The organism is Halosaccharopolyspora lacisalsi (assembly GCF_014137975.1).
GTDB lineage: Bacteria > Actinomycetota > Actinomycetes > Mycobacteriales > Pseudonocardiaceae > Halosaccharopolyspora > Halosaccharopolyspora lacisalsi.
Genome location: NZ_JACGWZ010000001.1, coordinates 1,056,649 through 1,077,723, shown reverse-complemented (window position 1 = coordinate 1,077,723; position 21,075 = coordinate 1,056,649). Strand labels below are relative to the sequence as shown.

The window sequence follows — 21,075 nt, the reverse complement described above, 5'->3', positions numbered from 1 at the left end:
TGTCCTTCTCGTCGTGATGGGTCCCGTCGTGACGGGTGCTGCTCAGCTCGCCAGGACGCCGTGCAGCAGCACGTCGACGCGCCGGGCGACCGCGACCCGCTCGTCCTCACGGGCGTGGGGATCGAACTTCGTGCTCATCAGCAGGCCGAGGAACAACCGGGCGATCTCGGCGGCCGGCATCCGGAGCCGCTGCTCCTCCCCGACGAGCAGCGTGGCGATCGCGTCGGTGAGCTCCCGCATGAACCGCTCCCCGCCTTCTCGCGCGGAGCGGTCCGTGCTGCCGGGATCGCGGTGGTGGATGTCGTGGTCCGAGCTCGCGAGGTTGCGTCGCAGCTCGCCGAGACGGGTCCACTGGGCCAGGACCAGCAGTGCGGCCTCGGTCAACCGCGCCTCGACGTCCCGGTCCGTCGGGATCGCCCGGATGCGGGCGGAGATGTCGTCGGCCCGAAACGCCTCCGACACGCAGGCTCGCAGCAGCTCGTCCTTGTCCGCGAAGACCCGGAAGACCGTCCCCTCGGCGACGTCGGCGGCCCGGGCGATCCGGCGGGTGCTGATGTTCGCCCCGTGCTCGATCAGCAGCGGCAGGGTGGCCCGCACGATCTCGGCCCGCCGCTGCTCGGAACTCATCGCCGGCGCTCGGCGTCGAGGTTGGTGTCCGGTCACGACACCATGCCATGAGTGAGCACTCACTCAGTCAATTCGGCGGCAGGTCCCGCGGTAAGCCCGGTGATCGGGTACCCGACCGTTCCCGGCTGGATCGTAGTGGTCATCCCGACGAGGAAACCTCGCCTCAGCCGCCCCAGGACTCGGTTTTGCCGGTCAACGCGCACACCGCACCCTCGAGATCGGCGATGAGCACGGCCTCGCCCACGACGGGGTGCTCGAACCGCCCCAGCAGGCTTCCGCCCAGTTCCCGCACCTGCTCGGCGGCCCGGTCGAGATCGGTGACGACGAAGTAGCACGACCACGCCGCGCGATCACCGAGCTCGGGACGCGCCGCGCGGCTCGCGATGGGCCTGTCCTCGACCGAGTAGGTGGTGTCCGCGGAGTTTCTCGTCGCCGACCAGTTCAGCCGCTCGCTCCAGAAGGCATCGGCCTCGTCGGCGTCCTCAGTGCACAGTTCGACCCAGCAGGGCTCACCGCGACGCGGTTTCGGCGCCCACGGACCGTGTTGCACACGGCCCTTCGCCGTCGTCGCGCACGTCCCCGCCGGCCCCCGCAGCAGGTCGTCATCGGCGGATCCGGCGAAAACGAGGCTCCACCCCGGTCGTTCACCGTCCCCGGGCTCACGAACCACGGCACAACGTCGCTCACCCACCCAGCAGTCGATTCCCTCCTCGGAAGGCAGTACCAGCCAGTCCAGCAGCGCTCGGTGAAAGCGGACCGCGGCCTCGGGATCGATGGTGATCAGTTCCGCGCGGCGCAAGCCGCGCACGGCGTGGGATGGAGGCACGTCCTCGTTTCCTCGTCGACCTCGGGCCGGATTTCGCTCACTCGCGACTCACCGGCCTTCTCGGGAAAGGGCCAGAATTCAGCGCCTATCCTGGAGGAACCGGGGGGTGTTTGACAATGCCCGGATCACTCCCCGATCACCGCAGTCGTTCGAGCTTTCCGGCCACCTCGCTGAGCTGTGCCGCCATCTGCCTCAGTTCGGGGCTGTCGGCGCCGTCCTCGATCGCCGTGACGACGTCCTCGGCCGCGCAGCGCAGCTGGAACAGTCGATCCTGCAGGTCCTCCAGCTCCGTGGCCGACAGCAGGAACGAATCCTCCGGCAGGCCGCCACGATGCATGGCGGTACGGCGTTCGTAGGCCCGTTGCCGGCAGGACTGGCCGCAGTACAGCCGGGGACGTCCACTACGTCCCGAATCCGGGATCCGGCACCCGCACCAGAAGCAGTGTCGGACGGAACGTCGTCGTGGGGTCTGGGGTTCGGCCTCGTTCAACGTGTCCACGATCGACCACGCTAACCGTTCGCGCGGCGCGGCCTGCGCCACCACGCCGTCGGCCGATCGTGCAGAGTAGCCGGTGTGAGACATCCATTCCTGCACGGCCCCTGGCCGCGCGCCTTCGTCCACCGCGGGTGGCACACCGACGAGCTCGACGGCATGGAGAACTCGTTGAGCGCCTTCCGGCGAGCCGCGACCGAGGGTTTTCACTACGTGGAGACCGATGTGCACGTCACCGCCGACGAGGTCGTCGTGGTCCACCACGATCCCGATCTCGAGCGCATCACCGACCGCTCCGGCCGGATCGACCGACTGCGCTGGTCGGAGGTGCGCTCGGCGCTGATCGGTGGGCGCGAGCCGGTGTGTCGACTCGACGACGCCTTGGAGGAGCTGCCGACGACGAAGTTCAACATCGACGTCAAGACGCGTGACGCCGCGTACCCTGTCCTGCGCACGATCGCTCGTCACGCCGCATGGCACCGCGTGTGCCTGGCTTCCTTCGACGAGGTCACGCTGCGGTTGCTTCGTCGCGTCGGCGGGAAACGGTTGCTGACGTCGATGGGACAGCAGTCGGTCACTCTGCTGTGGGCGGGATCACGCGGCCTCGGGTTCCCCTTTCGTCCGTTCGTGCGCGGTTGCGCGGCGCAGGTACCTCCCGTGCACGGACGTGTTCGAGTGCTCGATCCGCGGTTCGTCCGCACCGCGCGCCGTTGGGGCCAGGAGGTGCACGCCTGGACCGTCGACACCGCCGCGGAAATGATCTCGTTGCTCGATCTCGGCCTCGACGGCCTGGTCACCGACCGCCCCGACGTGCTCCGCGGGGTACTGCGGCAGCGCGGCCAGTGGCGGGAACAGGCCGTTCCCCTGCCGAACTGAGTGAAAATACGCATTGCTACCGCCGGCGTGAACCGAAACAGTACGGCCTGGTGATCGAGACGGCCCCGAGAGGACAGGACGAATGAGCGTGCTGGGCGAGAAAAGCCCTCCGGATCTCGCGCGGCGCAGGGAACACCGCGGTTGGTGCTGGTACGACTGGGCCAACTCGGTGTTTCCGACGTCGGTGACGACCGTCTTCCTGTCGCTGTACCTGACGACGGTGGCCACGAGAGCCGCCGAGGCCGATCTCGCCCGCAACGGCCCCGTCCCCTGCCCCGGGGGGGACGCGCTGCGCCGGTGCGACATCTCGTTGCTCGGGGCGAACTTCCCCGCGGGGGCGCTGTGGGGCTACCTGTTGTCGGCGGCCACGCTGGTGCAGGTCCTGGTACTGCCGATCACCGGGGCGATCGCCGATCGGACCCGCAACAAGCCGGCGATACTGGCGGGAGCGGCGTTCGGCGGCGCCGCGGCGACCGCGGCACTGGCCCTGGTCGCCAACCGGAACTGGCAGCTCGGGGTCGCGCTGTTCGTGGTGGCCAACATCTGCTACGGCGTGGCGGTGGTGGTCTACTACTCGCTGCTGCCGGAGATCGCCGACGCCGACGAGCGGGACCGGCTCTCCTCGCGGGGCTGGGCCTTCGGGTACCTCGGCGGCGGCACCGCGTTGGCGCTGCACCTGCTGCTCTACCTCGGGCACGACGCGCTCGGCCTGAGCACGGACGCCGCCGTGCGACTGGTGTTCCTGTCCAGCGGCGTCTGGTGGGCGCTGTTCACGCTCCTGCCGTTGACCGCGCTTCGGGGACGGCGGCAGCCGCACGAGCCGAACACCGGACGATCGGTGTTGACCGCCGGATTCCGGCAGCTGCTGTCCACGGCGCGCCAGGCCAGGTACTTCCCGCTCACGCTGGGCTTCCTCGGTGCCTACATGGTCTTCACCGACGGGATCAACACGGTCACCAAGGTCGCGGCGCAGTACGGCAGGCTGGAACTGGGACTGGCGCAGGAAGCGCTGATCGTGACCATCCTGATCGTCCAGTTCATCGCCTTCTTCGGGGGCATGCTGCACGGATGGTTGGCCCGGCACCTCGGCGCCAAGAGAACGATCATGGCCAGCCTGGTGGTCTGGGTGCTGGTCCTCGGCGCGGCCTACTTCGTGCAGGAGGGCCGGTTGTGGCAGTTCTACGGCGTGGCCGCGGGCATCGGTCTCGTCCTCGGCGGGACCAACGCCCTGTCCCGCTCGGTGTTCAGCCAGATGGTCCCCGCGGGCAAGGAGGCGGAGTACTTCTCGCTGTACGAGATCGGGGAACGTTCCACGTCGTGGCTGGGACCGCTGTTGTTCGCCACCGTGGGCCAGGCCACAGGATCCTTCCGGCTGGCCATCATCTCGCTGGTGGGATTCTTCGTGGTGGGGCTCGTGCTCGTCTCGCTCGTGCCCGTGCGCCGAGCCATCCAGCAGGTGGGCAACCCCGTTCCCCGAATCACCTGAGGTTCCTTCCGGGGGACACGTCCGACACGCCGACGGGAATCAGGGACACTCGCGGAATATGCCAGTACGTTGTGTCGTTATACTCGACAACAGGAAATACCACGGTACGTGACGAGGGCGGGGAGAAGACTCCCCCCGGACGACCGAAGGGCGGCGTGATCTCGGTCCCAATCGGATGTGCGAACGCCGACTCGTTTGGTCCCGCCGACACCTCGTCTGGCACCATCACTCGTTCGGATGCACCTATGGATTGCCGGGTACCCGCATCGCCCCCGCGGCCGCAACGCCTTTCCCGGTGAGGGATCGTCGTCAGCGGGTGGGGGATGTCACCGACGGCAATCACCAACCCCGCACCGGGAACACAAGGCGGGTCCGCCGTCGTTGCACTCGGTGAGCACAACCGCCTGGGGACCTCCCCGGCCGAAGGAAAGGAACCGTCATGGCCGATCGCGTGCTGCGTGGTAGTCGCCTCGGAGCGGTCAGCTACGAGAACGACCGCAACCACGATCTCGCACCGCGCCGGACGGTGCGTTACGCCTGCACCAAGGACCACGAGTTCGAGGTGCCCTTCTCCGATGACGCCGAGATCCCGCCGACGTGGGAGTGCCGCCTGCACGGCACCGAGTCGAAGATCATCGACGGAAATCAACCGGAGCAGAAGAAGGCCAAGCCACCGCGCACCCACTGGGACATGCTGCTGGAGCGTCGCAGCGTGCCCGAACTGGAAGAACTGCTCAACGAGCGGCTGGAGACGTTGCGAGGGCGACGCAGCCGCTCCTCTTGACGAGCCTTCCGGGACGGCTTGCGCAGTGGTGCCAGAACCCGACTGCGTACGCGGAGCGGGTGGCTCCCGTTGTGGCGAAGCACTTCCCGAGCACCGTACCGGCACGTTTCGAGCGCCCGGAGTCCGTGGACTCCGGGCGCTCGACGTATGCCCGTGATCAGGCTCGCCCCCACCGCCGCAGCTGGTTGGCGCGCCGCCGCAGTCCCCACTTGGTCACCCGGATCAGGGCTTCCCGCACGATCGAGCCGCTCATCTTCGACTCGCCGCTCTCCCGGTCGACGAACGTGATCGGAACCTCGATCACCCGGAAGCCGGCCTCGACCGCGCGCCAGGCCAGGTCCACCTGGAAGCAGTATCCCTGCGAAGCCACGTCGTACAACTTGACCCGCCGCAACACCGTGCTGCGGTAGGCCCGGAATCCGCTGGTGAGGTCGTCGACACCGACACCGAGGGCCAGCTTGGAGTACACGTTGGCCCCGCGGGACAGCAAGGTGCGGTGCCACGGCCAGTTGATCACTTGTCCGCCCTCGACGTAGCGCGATCCCAGCACGACATCGGCCTCGTCGAGACCGGCGAGCAACCGGGGGAGGTCCTCGGGGGCGTGGGAACCGTCGGCGTCCATCTCGACCAGCACGCCGTAATCGCGTTCCATGCCCCAGTCGAATCCCGCGACGTACGCCGCACCGAGCCCGGACTTGCCCGTCCGGTGCAGCACGTGCAGGTGATCGTCGTCGGCGGCCAGCGCCTCGACCAGCGCGCCCGTACCGTCCGGGCTGCCGTCGTCGACGACGAGGATGTGCGCCTCCGCGAGGGCCTCCCGCACGCGCAGCACGATCGGACCGATGTTCTCCCGCTCGTTGAAGGTCGGGATGATCACGAGGACCGAGCCGTGGGTGTGCTGACCGGCTCGACGCCGCTCGTTGGTCATCTGTCCCCTCCTGGTGTGGCCTTGCCGATCGTGGTCGGCATCCGCGGGAAAAGCATCTCTCGGTTCTTCGCCGATCAATCCTGGTGCGTGACCGCGGCCTGGTCCCGGAGGCCTCCCCGCCACCGTGGCCGCCGCCACAGCGTGGTGGCCACCGCCGCGGCCCCCAACCCGGTCAACACCCATTTCGGCAGGGCACCCAGCCGGGTCGCCGGGGTCGAGGACGAGCGCAGCGGCACCTCGGCCGACAGGGTCTCGGCGGTGAACTGCTCGGTGCGCTGAGCCACCGTGCCGTCCGGACGCACGATCGCACTGACCCCGCTGGTCGCCGCGACCAGTACGGACCGGCCGTGTTCGACGGCGCGCAACCGCGACATCGCCAACTGCTGCTGACTCATCCCCGAGTCGCCGAACCAGGCGTTGTTCGTGGGCACGGCCAGCAACGTGGCTCCGGAGCGCACCGCCCCGGTGAACACGTCGTCGTAGGCCACGTCGAAGCACAGCCCCACTCCCAGCCGGGCCGGTCCCACGTCGAACACGCCGGGTTCGTGGCCGGGCAGCATGTTCTGCTGGAACTTGTCCACGAAGGGGGTCACCATACCGGCCACGGTGCGCATCGGGATCTTCTCCGAGAACGGCACGAGGTGCCGCTTGGTGTACCCGGCGGTGGCGCCCTGCTGGGGGTCCCAGCGCACGGCCTTGTTGCGGAGGCTGCCGTCGGCGTTCTCGGCGATGCCGCCGACCACCAGGGGGACACCGAGCTGGGCGGCGATGCGACTCAGCGCCGGGTCCCGGCGCTCGGGGCCCCAGGAGCCCACGGACTCGGGCAGCACGACGAAGTCCGGAGGCCGCACCCGGCCGGCCCGCACGTCCTCCACGAGGTCGGCGGCCTGACGAACGTGGTTGTCGTGGAGCACCTCACCGGCGTAGAGCAGGTCCAGCCCGATGTTGGGGGCATCGCCCTGCACCACGGCGACCCGGGCCGTGCCCGCGTTGGCCGCCGTTCCGATCGTCGGAGTCACCGCCAGGGCCAGCACCACCGGAACCAGCACCGTGACCACCGGGGGGATCAGCGCCCGACGCCTGCGGCGGAGGCGTCGCAGGCACTCCACCGCACCCGCGCCGATCAGCGCCACCGCGAACGTCACCAGCGCCGCTCCGCCCAGCGAGGCCAGCGGCAGCAGAGCTCCGCTCGCCTGGGTGAAGGCCACCCGTCCCCAGGGGAAACCACCGAACGGGAAGTGGGATCGGAGCAGTTCCGCACCGACGAAGACCGCCCCCAGCCACACCGGCGCGGCGGGCAGCCGGCTCACGCGAGCCATCCCGGCTCCGGCCAGACCGTAGAACAGCGCCTCGACCGCGGCCACGCCCAGCCAGGGCCACGGCCCGAACCGCGTCCCCAGGAAGTCCAGCAGCCACCACAGCAGCGGCAGCACGTAGGCCAGCCCGAACAGCATCCCGTAGCCGAAACCGGCGCGGGCACGCCGACCGTGCAGAGTGGCGACGAATCCGGCGAAGGCCAGCGGAGCCAGCCACCACGACTGGCGCGGAGGCGCGGACAGATACAGCACCAGCCCGGCCGCGACGGCCAGCGCCATCCGCGCCCACACGGCACGTCCGGGGAAGCGGGCTCGGCGGGTTCCGACCGGCTTCTCGCGCCGCGAGCTCACCGTGGGAACAACCACCCGATCAACCTTCTCGGCCATGCGGTCCCCGCCGGACGGGCGGGACGAACGTACAAGTGCTCGCGACCTCGACGCAGCGGTCACGCACCAGCCCAATGTACGCGAGGGCGGTCGGCGCGAAGCCGGTCAGTCCGTCAGGCGGCGCCACTTGTCCACCAACCGCTCCTTCGGGTGGCGGACGTCGTTGCCTCCGAGCACCGAGTAGGCCCGGACGCGCACCACGGGTGAGTTCGCGACGACGGCGTCCTCGTCGATCTTGATGGTGTTCCCCCCGAGGAGATCGGTCGAGTCGACCTCCACCCGCACGCCCTTCGGCACGACGACGTCGGACCCGCCCAGCACCGAGACCAGCGTGATCTCCACCTCCCCGGACTGCAGCTCGGCCTCGCACAGGTCGATCGTCGAACCGCCCAGGAACGCGAAGAACCCGATCCTCGCGGGCACGCGCCATCGGCCCTTGTAGTCCGAGCCGCCCAGGACCGCCAGTTTCCAGCGCTTCTTCCCACCGTTCGCTCGTTCCGGAGGCGCGGCGGCGCCGCGTCCCTCCGCCGGAAGATCGGCGGTGAACCGCTCCAGCTCGGCACGGGTGGTGGTGCGATAAACCTCGTCGACTCGCTGGCTGAACTCCTCCAGCGTCAGGCGTCCCTCGCCGACGGCTTCGTTCAGCGTGTCGGCGACTCTTTCGCGCTCGGCGTCGGAGGCACGAATCGAAGGGTCCGTGGGCTCACTCATACCGGCCAGTCTAGAGCGACGAGCGTCACGCGATCAGGGGATCGTGTGCTCCTCGTCGCCGACATCGCGCGCGTACAGCGTCCGGCCACGCAGGACGGTGCGCAGGCACCGCGGTAGCCGCGCTTGCGCACCGAGGTCCGGCAGCGCGGGCACTCCCGAACGCGGGTCGGTCGACCACCGCTGCACGCGGGAGTCCGGGGCCGCGACCACGAGATCGTCGACGTCCCAGATCGCGTAGGTGGCGGGTGCGCCGGGCACGAGCGTGCCGGTCACCCCGTCGTCGACACCGGCGGCTCGCCAACCTCCGCGAGTGTGAGCGGTGAACGCCGCTCGCGGTGAGACCCCGAAGCCCTCGGTGCGATGGTTGACCGCCGCCCGCACCGCGCTCCACGGGTTCACCGTGGTCACCGGTGCGTCGGACCCGAAAGCCAACAGCACCCCCTCGGCGGCCAGCTGCGAGAAGGGGTTCAGCCGGGTTCCCCGCTCGGAGCCCAGGCGGCGTGCGTACATGTCCGCCGACCCGCCCCAGGCCGCGTCGAACTGCGGCTGGACCGAGGCGGCCACACCGTAGCGACCGAGCTCGGCGGCCTGCCCCGAGTCGACCATCTCCAGGTGCTCCAGGCGGTGCCGCATGCTCGCCAGCGCCGGTATCCCCACTTCGAGAGCCGCCCGGCGAAATCCCTCGGTGACCTCGGCGACACCGGCGTCACCGATGACGTGGAACCCGGCCTGAAGCTCGTTGCGCGTGCACTCGACGACGTGCTCGGCCACGGACTCGGCGTCCAGGTACAGCACCCCGGCGGTGCTCGGGTCGTCGGTGTAGGGATCCCGCAACGCCGCCGTGCGCGAGCCCATCGCCCCGTCGACGAACAGATCACCGCCCAGTCCGTGAACGCCGAGCTCGCGGGCCTTGTCCACCGCGCCCAGCTCTCCCCAGTAACCCACGACCTCGGGCAGGTCCCCTCCCGCGGCCAGGGCCAGCAGGTCGGCGAGGTCGTCGGGCCCCGAGATGTCGGGGCCCCCGCACTCGTGCACGCTGGCGATGCCTCGGGATGCGGCGTGCCGCAGAAAGGCGAGCTGGGCCTCGCGACGTTGTCCGGTGCCCAACGACTCCCGCGCGGCGCTGCGGGCGTGGTGGTGGGCCACTCTGGTCAGCGGGCCGTGCTCACTCCAGCCTTCCGCGCCCCGGGACAGCGGTGCCCGTTCGATCAGCGCGCTCGAGACCAGCGCCGAGTGCACGTCGATGCGGGACAGGTACACGGGAGCACCGTCGGCGGCGGCGTCGATCTCGGCCCTGGAGGGGGGCCTCCGCTCCGGCCACCACGTCTCGTCCCAGCCGTGCCCCCACACCAGGGTCCCCGGGTGCTCGGCGACGTGGTCGCGCAGCGCGTGCAGGAACTCCGTCAGGGACGCGCAACCGGTCAGGTCGAGCCCGTTGAGCAACAGCCCCGTCGACGTCGCGTGAACGTGGGCGTCGACGAAGGCGGGTGCCACGAAAGCACCGTCGAGATCGACCACCCTGGCCTCGGGATGCAGGGCACGGCCGACGCTGTCGGCGCCGATCCAGGCGACGGTGTCGCCTGTGACGGCCATCGCGGTCGCGTCGGGGCTGCCCGGCGTATGGATCCGGCCGCCGAGCAGCAACGTGGTGTCGGGCATCTGTTGGCCTTAGTCCCTGAGTTCACGGTCGCGTGTTCAACTGCGCATTCCGGTGTGGGTCCCCCAGCCGCACGGAACACAGCCACGGACCAGCGGCCACGTCCGCCACCGTGTACCGCCGGCACCACCGACCACGCTTTTCGGGAGACAGCTTACCCGCAAGGCCTTCGCGTTCGACGCGACGCCGTGCCGCGGTTCGTTCACGCCTCGGGACGCGGCCGCGGTCCTCCCGTCGGCCCCCGCTTCCCGTCGTCCTGCGGGGGCAGCACGTGGGGATCGGAGTCGTGGTCGGGTTCGTCGTCCTCGCTGACCGAGACCACTTCCCCGTCGATGACGTCCTCTCCGGCGCCGCTACCGGTCCGGCGGGTGGAACCGCCACCCTGGGACTGGGACTGGGCGGCCCGCATCTGCTCCTGGAACGCCTGGGAGCGCCGTTCGGCGAGCCGCAGCATCTTGCGGCGCAGCAGCGTGCGGACGAAGGGCACCAACAACAGCAACCCGACCACGTCGCTGACCAGTCCGGGGAGTAGGACGAACAAACCGGCCAGGGCGATGAGCACTCCGTCCGAGAGCTCCCGTTCCGGCGGGCGCCGCAATCGGGCGGCCTCGCGGAACTCGTGCAACGTCCGACGGCCTTCGCGGCGCAGCATCCATCCACCGATCACCGCACCCGCGATGAGCAGACCGATGGTGGGCAGCACCCCGATGGCCTGACCGACGAGCACCAGGACGCCGATCTCGACGACGGCGGTGACAAGAAGCAGGACAAGTATGGACACGACGTGGAGGTACCTCCGCTCGATGGCAGTCACCCGGTTCAACGCACGAGATGACTAAAATGCTCCCAGGTGCCGGAACTCAGTATCCCGGTGCGGGCAAACCGCCCCGGACGACCGTGGCAACGCTGTCGAACCGTTATCGCCACCACGGCCGGTGGCTTATCCGACCGTCGGGCGAAGGCCATAGACTGCACGGTGATGCGGGCGCACATGCGGAGACTCACGACACTCTCGTTGGTCGGCTGTATCGTCGCGCTCGCCATCCTGGTCAGCGGACGGCCGATCCCCGAAATCCCCCCTCCACCACCACCCCGTCAGCCGGCGGTGGTCACGATGGGCGACAGCACCCTGTCCGGAGAGGGAACCGGCAACTACGTGCCCGGCACCGACGGGCGCGGCGGCAACTGGTGTCACCGGTCACCGCTCGCCGCCGCACACCAGCTCAGGCTTCCCCCCAACGTCGAACGGATCAACCTCGCCTGCTCGGGGGCCAAGGCCAAGCTGGTGGGCCTGGAACCCAGCCCGCACCATCCCGAGGGCTCGCAGGCCCGCCGACTGGCCGACATCGCCGAGCGGTACCGGATCACCAACATCGTCGTCGAGGTCGGTGCCAACGACGATCCCAACTTCATCGGCGTGCTCAACCAGTGCGTCAACGCCTGGGCAACCCGGGCGCCCGGAGGTTGCGCCGCGCAGTTGCGCGAGGAGTGGCCGAAGCGGGTTCAGCGGATGCAGCCCAAGGTCCTCGAGGCACTGCGCGACATCCGCACCGTGATGGACCGTGCCGATTACGCGCGCGACAGCTACTCGCTCATCGTGCAGTCCTACGCCTCCCCCGTGGGGCCGGGCATTCCACCCGAACTCCAGGACCTCTCGGGATGCCCGCTGCTGACCAGTGACGTGAAGTGGGTGCGCGGCACCGCCGTGCCCCAGCTGTCCCGGGGGCTGCGGGAGGTGGCCGCCCAGGTCGGCGCCCGTTTCCTGGACCTCTCCCACGCCGGATACGGGCACGAGGCCTGCACGGGCGGGAAGGTCAATCCGGAGAAGGAGTGGTTCACGCGGTTGACCGTGGACTGGCAGGCGCTCAAGGAGGAGAAGCGGGCGCCGCACGCGATGCAGGAGTCCTTCCACGCCAACGCCACCGGGCACGCCCAGCTCGCGCGGTGCTTGAGCGACTTCCTCGCCATGCCCAACCCACGGGCGGTGTGTCTGCCGGGACCGCGCGGCAACCTGCGGGCGGTACCTCCCGAAGTCGCCGCGCGACGACTCGACCGCTGACCCCACCACACGGCTGCGCGAGCCGCTCCGAAGAGATCCGTCGAAGCCCAGGCGGACCGAGCGACGACCCGCATAGCCGCCACCGGTCGTCAGGCAAGCGGCGAAGCCGCTTTCTTCCCAAGCACGCAGCCCGACCGGCCGGGGGTTCTCAGTCGTCGCCTCGCGAGGGCAGCCCGACGGAGGCGCTGCGGCGCGCAGCGCCTCCGTCGGGGGGGGGGCGGTGGCCGGGTTACGGGCGGGCGTAGTACCTACTCGATGTGTCAGATCCCGGAGCCAACATCGCAGTGGCGCGCGGCGCCTCCGTGAGGGGTGGTGGCCGGGCCCGCGGGCGGGCGGCGTCCGAGGTTCCCCTACCCGCGCCCTGAGCAGGCCGTCCCGGAAACCGTCAAATTTCCGGGACTCGGTTCTCGAAGGGGGTGGACAGCACGACCGTCGTTCGCGTGGAGACCTGGGCCGCCTCGCGAATCCGGCGCAGCAGCTCCTCCAGGGCCAGTGGGGAGGCCACTCGCACCTGCAGGATGTAGGACTCGTCCCCGGCCACCGAGTAGCACGACTCGATCTCCGAGAGGTGCTGCAACCGCTGCGGGTAGTCGTCCGGCGCGGCCGGATCTGTCGGGGTCAGCGAGATGAACGCCGTCAGCGGCAGTCCGATCGACTCCCCGTCGATCCTGGCCGAGTATCCTCGCAGGGCACCGCGCTGTTCCAGGCGGCGCACCCGCTGGTGCACCGCCGAGACGCTCAGCCCGACCCGTTCGCCGAGGTCGGTGAAACTGCATCTGCCGTTGGAGGCCAGTTCGCGCAGAATGGCCCGGTCGGTGGGTTCCAGGTCGGTTTGGGGACCGCGTTCGCTCACGCCGGTAGCACCACCAACTCGTGCGGCTGGTTGTTCAGGCTCTCGACACCGTCGTCGGTGACCACGACGATGTCCTCGATGCGGGCGCCCCAGTGGCCCTGCTGGTAGATACCGGGCTCGATGCTGAAGGCCACCCCCGGCTCCAGCGTCAGCTCGTTGCCCCCCATCACGTAGGGCTCCTCGTGCACGTCGAGGCCGATCCCGTGACCGGTGCGGTGCACGAAGTACTCGCCGAAGCCGGCGGCGGCGATCGGCTCACGGGCCGCCGCGTCGATCGTCGCGGGCGTCGCCCCCGGCCGCACGGCGTCGACCGCGGCCCGTTGCGCTGACTGGAGGATCGCGTAGGTCTCGCGCACGTCGGGTCGGGCGGGCTCGCCGAGCGAGTAGGTGCGGGTGCAGTCGGAGTTGTAGCCGTTGGGCAGCGGGCCGCCGATGTCGACGACCACGACGTCACCGGCCTGGATCACCCGGTCGGACAGCGCGTGGTGCGGGCTGGCGCCGTTGGGACCGGAACCGACGATGATGAACTCGGCCTCCAGGTGCCCCTCGGCCACGATCGCCTCTCCGATGTCCGCGCCGACCTCGGCCTCGGTGCGCCCGACCTTGAGGAACTCCCCCATCCGCGCGTGCACCCTGTCGATCGCGGCTCCGGCACGGCGCAGCGCCTCGATCTCGGCGGAGTCCTTGCGCATCCGCAGTTCCCGCAGCACGGGTCCGGCCAGTACCTGCTCGACGCCGGGCATGGCATCGCGCAGGGGGATCGTGTGCAGCGCGGGCATCACGTCGGCCACCGCGACCCGGCCGGGTGCCCCGTCCCGGTGCACCAGGTCGGTGACGATGCCGTGCGGGTTCTCACCGTCCACCCAGGTCACCATGTCGATGCCGAGCCTGTCGGCGGGGACGTCGGCGTAACCGAGCTCCTCGAGCTTGGGCACCACCAGGGCGGGAGCCGCGTCCCGGCCCGCCGCCGGGAGCACCAGGCAGCTCAACCGCTCGAAGGACTCCCCACCTGCTCCGACGAGATAGCGCAGATCGGAACCGGGAGAGATCAGCAGCGCGTCGATGCCCGCCCGCGCCGCCGCCTCGGAGGCGCGTTCGAGCCGGGCGGAGAGCACGTCGGGGTCCTGCTTCGTTGCATGGGTGGACATGCTCCCAGCCTAAACGGCGCCCTCGGCCACCGGTGTGACGGCGCCGCCGGGTAGACGATCAGGGGTGGCCCGCGGCCACTTCCCCGGTCGCGAGGGCCGGATCGTTCATTTCACGCAATACGGGCAGCACCGGTACGACTACCGCGGTGGCATAGCACCCCGCCGTCAGCCACAGCGTGGGGACAAGGCCGATGCCGTCCACCAGCAGCCCACCGACCAGCACGCCCAGCGGGGTGCCGCCTTGGCTCACCAGCGTGGTCAGGCTCAGGACACGACCGCGCATCCGCTCGGGAATCCGTTCGTAGGTCACCACCGCGAGTATCGGGTTGACCGCTCCGGTGGCCGTACCCGAAACGCCGACCACGAGCAGGATCACCGGTAACTCGGCCTCCAGCGCCAGCACGATCTGAGGCGAGACACCACCGACCGCGAAGGCCACGGTGAACACGAGACGACGCGCCCCGGCCCTGTGCCCGAGCCAACCGAAAAGGAGGTTCCCGAGCAGCGCGGTCGCCCCCATGACACCGACGATCGCACCGAGCGCCACCGGATCGTGCAGGATCGACGCCGTGTAGACGGGCAGGAACACGGCCAGGAGGGCCGTGTCGAGCATGTTGGTCACCAGCAGCAGCACGATGATCACGGCGATCAACCGGTCCTCGCGCAGGTAGCGAATCCCCTCGTCGAGCTCTCCACGACATCCCCTCGCGGGTTTCGGAGCGCTCCGGTGTGGTGTTCCGATAACGACCAGCAGCGCCGCCAGGAACAGCACCGAGTTCAGCACGAGCACCGAGGCCGCGGAGATGCTCAAACTCTGCGCGAGCTGCTGCCGAGCCATGAAGGCTCAGGCCATGCAGTCCGCCTGACCGAGGTCTTCCCGCCGGGCCCCGTGGTCAGCGGCTCGGGGTGAGCGCGTCGTTGTGGCACTCACACCGCCACAACGACGCGCTCACCACAGCGTGGTGTCCCACGAGCGGACACCGCGACCGGAAGAGATCAGTCGTCCCTCACGGCCGGTCGAGGTCGAAGACCTCCAGGGAAGTGAGGTGCGCGCTTCCACCGGTGGCGAACGGGCGAAGCCGGTCGCCCTCCTCCTCCGGAAAGACCAGATCGGTGAGCACCGCGGAACCGGCCCCGCCGAACACCTCGACGCTGCACCGATCGAGCAGTATCCGCAGGCGCACCGTTGTGCCCTCGGGCTCCAGCGCGACGGCGTGGCGTGCGGGAAAACCCTCGGCCACCCGCACTCGTCCGGATTCCGTGCGGTCGACGAACAGCTCACCCGCCCGCACGTCGTAGCCGATGCGCGTGTGCTGGTCACGCCCGGCGAAGGCGTCGAAGCCGAACGAGTCGGCCGTGTCGAGGCGGAACTCGGCCACGACGTCGAGAACGGATCCGGAGAACTCGGGCACCTCGTCCCGCCCCACCACGCCACTCCAGCGCCTGACGCGCCCGCGACGCCGCCGAAGCTCGTCGACGGGCCGTTGGGACAGCCGCACCCCCGTACCGCTCTCGGTCAGTCCGACCTCGCGGGGCATCGTCATGGCACCGCGCCACGGGTGGGTGGGGACCTGCTTGGCGTAGTTCCAGTTGCTCATCCAGCCCAGCCAGACCCGACTCCCATGTGGGGAGTTCGACCACGACTGCGGCGCGTAGAAGTCCGCGCCCTTGTCGACCCAGCGGACCTCCTCGGCCGGGTTGTCGTTGGTGAACGTGGTGCCGTCGAAGTCGCCCAGGAAGTACTGTGCGGCCGAACCTCCGGCCGGTCCACCCGAGCCGGTGCTCACGATCAGCACCCACCTGCGGCGTTTGGGATCCCCGTCCACGGGAAGTTCGAACAGGTCCGGGCACTCCCACACACCACCGTGGGCACCGTGGCCGACGCCGAACTCGCTGAGCTGGTCCCAGTGCACCAGGTCCCGCGAGCCGTAGAAGACGATGCGGTCCCCGGCGGCCACCATCATGACCCACCTGCCCGTCGGCTCGTGCCGGATGACCTTCGGGTCGCGGAAGTCCTCCAGGCCGGGGTTGGCGATCACCGGATTGCCCGCGTACTTCGTCCAGGTGCGCCCGTTGTCGCTGCTGTGGGCGATGCTCTGCTGCTGCGTCTCGCCCGCGCTGGTGTAGAAGGCGACCAGACCCGCGTGGCCGCCGAAGAACCCGCTGGTGTCGTCGTGGTCGACCACGGCACTGCCGGAGAAGATCTCACCGAGCTCGTCGGGTTCCAGTGCCACCGGCAATTCCTGCCAGTTGGTCAGATCGGTGCTCACGGCATGGCCCCAGCTGAGGTTGGCGTGCTCGATGCCTTCCGGGTTGTGCTGGAAGAACAGGTGGTACTCGCCTCGGAAGTACACCAGCCCGTTCGGATCATTCATCCAGTTGCGGTGCGGGGTGAAGTGGACGTCGGGCCTCCACTGTGGAGTGTTCGCCGCACTCGCGTGCGGTGCCCGTGCTCCGGCCCACGTCGGTACCGTCGTCAGGCCCAGTCCGAGTAGTGTCCCCGCACCGACGAGGAACCCGCGTCGCCCGAACTGTCCGCCTTGTTCAGAAAGTTCCATGATCGTTTCCTTTCGCTCGTTCAGCCGTCGGTGGGGGCAGGTTCGTCGTCCAGGTCGCGTTCCAGCAGGGCCACGAGCTGGTCCAGCGCGTTCTCGGCGTCGGGGCCCTCCGAGTCGAGCTCGACCTCGTCGCCCTGTTCGGCGCCCAAGCCCATGAGCCCGAGCACGCTACCGGCGTCGACCGGGGAGCCGGGATAGCCCCGTTCGACCTTGGCGATGGTGACGCGGAAGTCCTGCGCTCCCGCGAATTTGGCCAGCATCGCGGCGGGCCGGGCGTGGAGCCCGACCTTGGCGGCGACGGTGGCGCGGCGAGACGGCATCGTGCTCTCCTCTTCAGACGGTGACCGCGGACGATTCGACGGGAGCGGACTCGGCGCTGCGGGGTGCTCGCCCGATCCGCTTGGCGACCAGCACCGCCAACGCGGACACGAGCACGCCCGCCACGATCGCGAGGAAGTACAGCAGGGGGTCTCCCACCAGTGGCAGCACGAACACCCCGCCGTGCGGCGCCCGGAGGGTGGCTCCGAAGGCCATGGACAGGGCTCCGGTGGTGGCCGAACCGAGCACCGCGGAGGGGATGACCCGCAGCGGGTCGGCCGCTGCGAACGGGATCGCGCCCTCGGTGATGAACGACGCCCCCAGCAGCCAAGCGGGCCGGGAGCTCTCCCGCTCCGCACGGCTGAAGGAGGATCCGCGCACGGTCGCGGCCAGGGCCAGCGCCAACGGCGGCACCATGCCCGCGCCCATCACGGCGGCCATGATCTGCAGTGCCGTGTCGCTGCCGGTGGTCAGCCCGCCGACGGCGAAGGTGTAGGCGACCTTGTTGATCGGTCCTCCGGCGTCGACGGCGATCATCCCGCCGAGCAGGGCGCCGAGCAGCAGGGCGCTGACGCCGGTCAGACCGTTGAGCCAGCCCGTCAGAGCCGTCATCGCCGCCGCGATCGGTGCGCCCAACAGCACGAACATCAGGCCGCCGACGATGAGAGAGCCGAGGAACGGCAACACCACCACGGGCATGATTCCGGCCACCGCGCGCGGGACCCTGATCCGGCGCAGCCCTCCCACGACGGCACCCGCCAGCAGTCCGGCCACGAGTCCGCCCAGGAATCCCGCGTCGACGGCGACGGCGGCGGCACCGCCCACGAACCCGGGCGCCAGTGCGGGCCGGTCGGCCATGGCGAAGGCGATGAACCCGGCCAGCACGGGTACGAGGAACTCGAACGCGGCGGAGCCGACCTGGTTGGCCAGCGCCGCCCAGCTCGTCAGGCTCGCGGGATCGAACCGCTCGGTGACGTCCGGTGCTTCGGTGATCTGGTAACCACCGATCGCGAAGCTCAGGGCGATCAGCAGTCCGCCCGCGGCCACGAAGGGAATCACGTAGCTGACCCCGGTCATCAGCCACTGCCGCAACCGGGTGCCGAATCCGGTTCCGGCCACTTCCCCGCTCTCCGGTTCCGGCTCGGACGGTGTCCCCGCTCCGGCGGAGGCGGGATGCCGACCGGCCGCGTCCCTGGCCCGCTCGATCAGGCCGGCGGCATCGTTGATGGCCTGCTTGACGGTGCCCTCCACGACGGGTTTGGACGCGAAGCGCTCCCGGTCGGTGACCCCGACGTCGGCGGCGAGGATCACGGCGTCGGCGTCCCGGACGTCGGAGGCCGACAGCGCCGTCGATCCGGCCGATCCCTGCGTCTCCACCAGGATCTCGTCACCGGTGGCCTTCGCGGCCTGTTCGAGGGCCTCGGCGGCCATGTAGGTGTGTGCAATGCCCGTGGGGCACGCGGTGACGGCGACGACTCTCACGGCGTGACCTCCTCGCGCACGTACTCGGCCACCGCCGAGGAATCGGTGGCGTCCAACAGCGTCCGCGTGAACTCGTCCCGCATCAGTCGGCGCGCCAGAGCGGCCAGCACCGCCAGGTGATCGGAGTCGCCGTGCTGCGGCGCCGCGATGAGGAAGACGAGGTGGGCCGGGCCGTCCTCGGCACCGAAGTCCACACCGGGGCGGCTGCGGCCGAACGCCAGCGTCGGCGCGGTCACCGCCTCCGACCGGCAGTGCGGGATCCCGATACCTCCCTCCATGCCCGTGGCCATCTGCTGCTCGCGGGCGTCGACGTCGGCGAGGAACCGCTCGATGTCGGTGACCCGCCCCTCGGCGACCAGGCGTTCGGCCAGGGAACGCACCACGGAGGCGCGATCCGGCCCGACGAGGTCGAGATCGACGAGTTCGGACGTGATCAGTTCGGTGGTCATGGGATCGCTCCGGTGAGACTGAGTGCTTCGTCGACATCGGTCACGCGCACCTCGCTGGGCGACGCGTCGTCGGGTGTGGGCATCCGGCTGCCGGGAAGGCCGACGGCCGCGGTCCCGTAGGCGACCGCGTGCCGCAGTGCCCGCGGTCCCTCGGCACCCGCGAGCAGGAAACCCGCCAGCAGGGCGTCGCCCGCGCCGACGGTGCTGCGTACGACTCCGGTGCCGGTGCCGTGCCAGCTGCCCGCCTCCTCGACCAGCAGGGCTCCGTCGGCGCCGAGGCTGACCAGGACCGATCCCACGCCGTCACGTCGGAGGCCGCGGGCCACGTCGACGACATCACCGAGTCGGTCCAGCCGCCTGCCGACCAAATCGGACAGCTCGCCCAGGTTCGGTGTGATCAGGTCCGGGAAGGAACGGCACGCGTGCCGCAACGCCGGTCCCGACGCGTCGACGGCCACACGCGTGCCCGCCGCACGGGCCCCGTACACGAGACGGCCGTGCAGCTCGTCCGGACATCCCTCCGGGAGGCTGCCGGCGGTGATCACCCAGTCAGCTTGGGCGGCGAGGTCACCGGTGCGCCGCCGCAGGGCGGACAGTTCGGCGGCGGTCAGCTCGCCACCGGGCTCGTTGAGCTTGGTCGTGGTGCCGTCGGACTCCACCAGCGTCAGGTTGCTCCGGGTCGCGGTGGCGACCGGGACCTCCACCACCGGCACGGTCTCCGGCGCCAGCAGCTCGGCCAGTCGCGTCCCCTCCGCACCTCCGGTGGGCAGGATCGCCACGCTCGCACGCCCGGCTGCCACCAGGGCACGGGATACGTTGACTCCCTTGCCACCGGGGTCCAGGTACGCCTGCCCGGCTCGGTGGACACCGCCGCGCACCAGCTCGTCGAGCCGCACCGTCCGATCCAGGCTCGGGTTCGGTGTGACGGTCACGATCATGCCAGCACCACCTCAGCGGCGGTGTCCTTCAGTTCCGCGACCGCCTGCTCGTCGAGCCCGCCGTCGGTGACCAGCACGTCGATCTCATCGATCTCGGCAAACCGGCTGAACTGGTCGTCGCCGTACTTTCCGTGGTCGACCAACAGAGCGCGTCTGCGGCACGCCCGAACCATCGCCGCCTTCACCGCGCTCTCGGCACTGTCGGGTGTAGTGCAGCCACGAGTGGCGGAGAAGCCGTTCGCACCGAAGAAGCCGATGTCGATGGTGAGCCCGTCCAGGGTCCGCAAGGCCCACGCCTCGACGGCGGCCAGCGTGGTGGTCCGCACGCGCCCGCCGATTAGGTGCAGGTCGCAGTGGGAGCGATGGGCGAGCTGATTGGCCGCAGGCAGGGAATTGGTGACCACGGTCAGTTCCCGGTCGGCGGGAAGCAGTCCCGCTAGCCTGCTGGTGGTCGTACCCGCGTCCAGCAGCAGGGTGCCCCGCTCGGGCAGCAGCTCCACGGCGGCACGGGCGATGCGGTCCTTCTCCGCGGCGTTGGTCCGGTCCCGTTGGGGGACGGCGGGTTCGAAGTCGAGCCGCTCGACGGGCATGGCACCGCCGTAGACCCGCCGCAGCAGGCCCTGCCGCTCCAGCACACCCAGATCGCGGCGGATCGTCTCGGGGGCGACGTCGAACTCCCCCGCCGCGTTACCGACGTCGACGCGGCCGTCCTGCCGCGCTCGCCGCACCAGCAGTTGTCGGCGCTCGGCTCCGTACATGCCCGTTTTCCTCCGGTCGATGTTTGTTATCGCCTGATTGTGCCCACTGTCGTGGTGTTGTCAAGGTCACAATCGCCCCCGGGAGGGGCCGGGCAACGACTCCGCCCGCCGAGATGCACGCTGCGCTGCGAGAACGCACCATCGAAAGGAACCGTGCGGCCACGAAGGGCTTGCCCATGAGTAGACAGGCCGGAGCCGAGATCTCCAGCGACGAATCGACCGAGACCACGACGTGCCGGTGCGAGGACGACCAGCACCAGTGGTCCGCACCCGAGATCGAGACCGTGAACACGGTGGAGCTCATCCGACGGCACTGCACCTGCCCGCGCTGCGAGTGCGCAGGTCGGTACCTGAACGTGCGCTCCACCGATCCCGGCGTACCCCAGCACAGAGCGGTGGCGACATGACCCGCTCATGAGTC

At 70.0% G+C, this 21,075-nt stretch carries 22 protein-coding genes; 5 read left to right on the top strand and 17 right to left on the bottom strand.

Features of this window, described 5'->3' with window-relative positions; all coding sequences use genetic code 11:
- Positions 1-42 precede the first annotated feature (42 nt).
- The 3 genes from FHX42_RS05225 to FHX42_RS05215 all read right to left on the bottom strand — a co-directional run bounded on the left by FHX42_RS05225 (position 43) and on the right by FHX42_RS05215 (position 1,952).
- Complete coding sequence (locus FHX42_RS05225) at positions 43-627, bottom strand: TetR/AcrR family transcriptional regulator (RefSeq protein WP_182542986.1); 585 nt, start codon at positions 625-627, stop codon at positions 43-45.
- Between the two features lie 163 nt (positions 628-790).
- Positions 791-1,453, bottom strand: coding sequence for a VOC family protein (locus FHX42_RS05220; protein WP_182542985.1), 663 nt, complete (start codon positions 1,451-1,453; stop codon positions 791-793).
- A gap of 136 nt (positions 1,454-1,589) precedes the next feature.
- Complete coding sequence (locus FHX42_RS05215) at positions 1,590-1,952, bottom strand: hypothetical protein (protein ID WP_182542984.1); 363 nt, start codon at positions 1,950-1,952, stop codon at positions 1,590-1,592.
- 75 nt (positions 1,953-2,027) lie between these two features.
- Here FHX42_RS05215 and FHX42_RS05210 point away from each other — a divergent pair, with 75 nt between their 5' ends.
- The 3 genes from FHX42_RS05210 (at position 2,028) to FHX42_RS05200 (ending at position 5,092) form a co-directional block, all read left to right on the top strand.
- Positions 2,028-2,822, top strand: a complete 795-nt coding sequence (locus FHX42_RS05210) for a glycerophosphodiester phosphodiesterase family protein (protein WP_182542983.1) — start codon at positions 2,028-2,030, stop codon at positions 2,820-2,822.
- Between the two features lie 82 nt (positions 2,823-2,904).
- Positions 2,905-4,308, top strand: a complete 1,404-nt coding sequence (locus FHX42_RS05205; protein WP_182542982.1) for an MFS transporter — start codon at positions 2,905-2,907, stop codon at positions 4,306-4,308.
- A gap of 439 nt (positions 4,309-4,747) precedes the next feature.
- A complete protein-coding gene (locus FHX42_RS05200; RefSeq protein WP_182542981.1) occupies positions 4,748-5,092 on the top strand; it encodes an RNA polymerase-binding protein RbpA in 345 nt (114 codons plus the stop codon).
- Between the two features lie 157 nt (positions 5,093-5,249).
- Here the strand turns inward: FHX42_RS05200 and FHX42_RS05195 are convergent, their stop codons facing one another.
- The 5 genes from FHX42_RS05195 to FHX42_RS05175 form a co-directional block, all read right to left on the bottom strand.
- Positions 5,250-6,020: a polyprenol monophosphomannose synthase gene (locus FHX42_RS05195; protein WP_182542980.1), complete on the bottom strand. Its 771-nt coding sequence runs from the start codon at positions 6,018-6,020 to the stop codon at positions 5,250-5,252.
- A 74-nt stretch (positions 6,021-6,094) separates the two neighbouring features.
- Positions 6,095-7,702: an apolipoprotein N-acyltransferase gene (gene lnt / locus FHX42_RS05190; protein ID WP_328795909.1), complete on the bottom strand. Its 1,608-nt coding sequence runs from the start codon at positions 7,700-7,702 to the stop codon at positions 6,095-6,097.
- Between the two features lie 126 nt (positions 7,703-7,828).
- Positions 7,829-8,434: a DUF1707 SHOCT-like domain-containing protein gene (locus FHX42_RS05185; protein ID WP_182542979.1), complete on the bottom strand. Its 606-nt coding sequence runs from the start codon at positions 8,432-8,434 to the stop codon at positions 7,829-7,831.
- Between the two features lie 33 nt (positions 8,435-8,467).
- On the bottom strand, positions 8,468-10,093 hold the full coding sequence (locus tag FHX42_RS05180; RefSeq protein ID WP_182542978.1) for an amidohydrolase: 1,626 nt from the start codon (positions 10,091-10,093) through the stop codon (positions 8,468-8,470).
- A gap of 200 nt (positions 10,094-10,293) precedes the next feature.
- On the bottom strand, positions 10,294-10,872 hold the full coding sequence (locus FHX42_RS05175) for an FxsA family protein (RefSeq protein WP_182542977.1): 579 nt from the start codon (positions 10,870-10,872) through the stop codon (positions 10,294-10,296).
- Positions 10,873-11,205: 333 nt separating this feature from the next.
- Between FHX42_RS05175 and FHX42_RS05170 the strand changes: the two genes are divergently transcribed.
- The gene (locus tag FHX42_RS05170; RefSeq protein ID WP_328795908.1) at positions 11,206-12,150 is read left to right on the top strand and encodes a GDSL-type esterase/lipase family protein; all 945 of its coding nucleotides are present in this window, start codon (positions 11,206-11,208) and stop codon (positions 12,148-12,150) included.
- A 385-nt stretch (positions 12,151-12,535) separates the two neighbouring features.
- Here the strand turns inward: FHX42_RS05170 and FHX42_RS05165 are convergent, their stop codons facing one another.
- The 9 genes from FHX42_RS05165 to FHX42_RS05125 all read right to left on the bottom strand — a co-directional run bounded on the left by FHX42_RS05165 (position 12,536) and on the right by FHX42_RS05125 (position 20,654).
- Entirely contained in the window at positions 12,536-12,976 is a 441-nt protein-coding gene (locus FHX42_RS05165; RefSeq protein WP_182543526.1) for an Lrp/AsnC family transcriptional regulator, read from the bottom strand.
- A gap of 23 nt (positions 12,977-12,999) precedes the next feature.
- Positions 13,000-14,151 carry a M24 family metallopeptidase gene (locus FHX42_RS05160; RefSeq protein WP_182542975.1) on the bottom strand — a complete coding sequence of 384 codons (1,152 nt, stop codon included), beginning with the start codon at positions 14,149-14,151 and terminating at the stop codon, positions 13,000-13,002.
- A gap of 58 nt (positions 14,152-14,209) precedes the next feature.
- Positions 14,210-14,989 (bottom strand): MFS transporter, encoded by a 780-nt coding sequence (locus FHX42_RS05155; RefSeq protein WP_182542974.1) that lies wholly within the window; start codon positions 14,987-14,989, stop codon positions 14,210-14,212.
- A 169-nt stretch (positions 14,990-15,158) separates the two neighbouring features.
- Complete coding sequence (locus FHX42_RS05150; RefSeq protein WP_182542973.1) at positions 15,159-16,709, bottom strand: glycoside hydrolase family 32 protein; 1,551 nt, start codon at positions 16,707-16,709, stop codon at positions 15,159-15,161.
- A gap of 20 nt (positions 16,710-16,729) precedes the next feature.
- Positions 16,730-17,029: an HPr family phosphocarrier protein gene (locus tag FHX42_RS05145; RefSeq protein ID WP_182542972.1), complete on the bottom strand. Its 300-nt coding sequence runs from the start codon at positions 17,027-17,029 to the stop codon at positions 16,730-16,732.
- A gap of 13 nt (positions 17,030-17,042) precedes the next feature.
- A complete protein-coding gene (locus FHX42_RS05140; RefSeq protein WP_182542971.1) occupies positions 17,043-18,509 on the bottom strand; it encodes a PTS fructose transporter subunit IIC in 1,467 nt (488 codons plus the stop codon).
- The gene (locus FHX42_RS05135) at positions 18,506-18,958 is read right to left on the bottom strand and encodes a PTS sugar transporter subunit IIA (protein ID WP_182542970.1); all 453 of its coding nucleotides are present in this window, start codon (positions 18,956-18,958) and stop codon (positions 18,506-18,508) included. The genes FHX42_RS05140 and FHX42_RS05135 overlap by 4 nt, the downstream gene beginning before the upstream one ends.
- Positions 18,955-19,896 (bottom strand): 1-phosphofructokinase, encoded by a 942-nt coding sequence (gene pfkB, locus FHX42_RS05130; protein ID WP_182542969.1) that lies wholly within the window; start codon positions 19,894-19,896, stop codon positions 18,955-18,957. Before pfkB ends, FHX42_RS05135 begins: the two co-directional genes overlap by 4 nt.
- A complete protein-coding gene (locus FHX42_RS05125; RefSeq protein ID WP_182542968.1) occupies positions 19,893-20,654 on the bottom strand; it encodes a DeoR/GlpR family DNA-binding transcription regulator in 762 nt (253 codons plus the stop codon). The genes pfkB and FHX42_RS05125 overlap by 4 nt, the downstream gene beginning before the upstream one ends.
- A 176-nt stretch (positions 20,655-20,830) precedes the next feature.
- Here FHX42_RS05125 and FHX42_RS05120 point away from each other — a divergent pair, with 176 nt between their 5' ends.
- A complete protein-coding gene (locus tag FHX42_RS05120) occupies positions 20,831-21,061 on the top strand; it encodes a hypothetical protein (RefSeq protein ID WP_182542967.1) in 231 nt (76 codons plus the stop codon).
- The last annotated feature ends 14 nt before the right edge of the window (positions 21,062-21,075 follow it).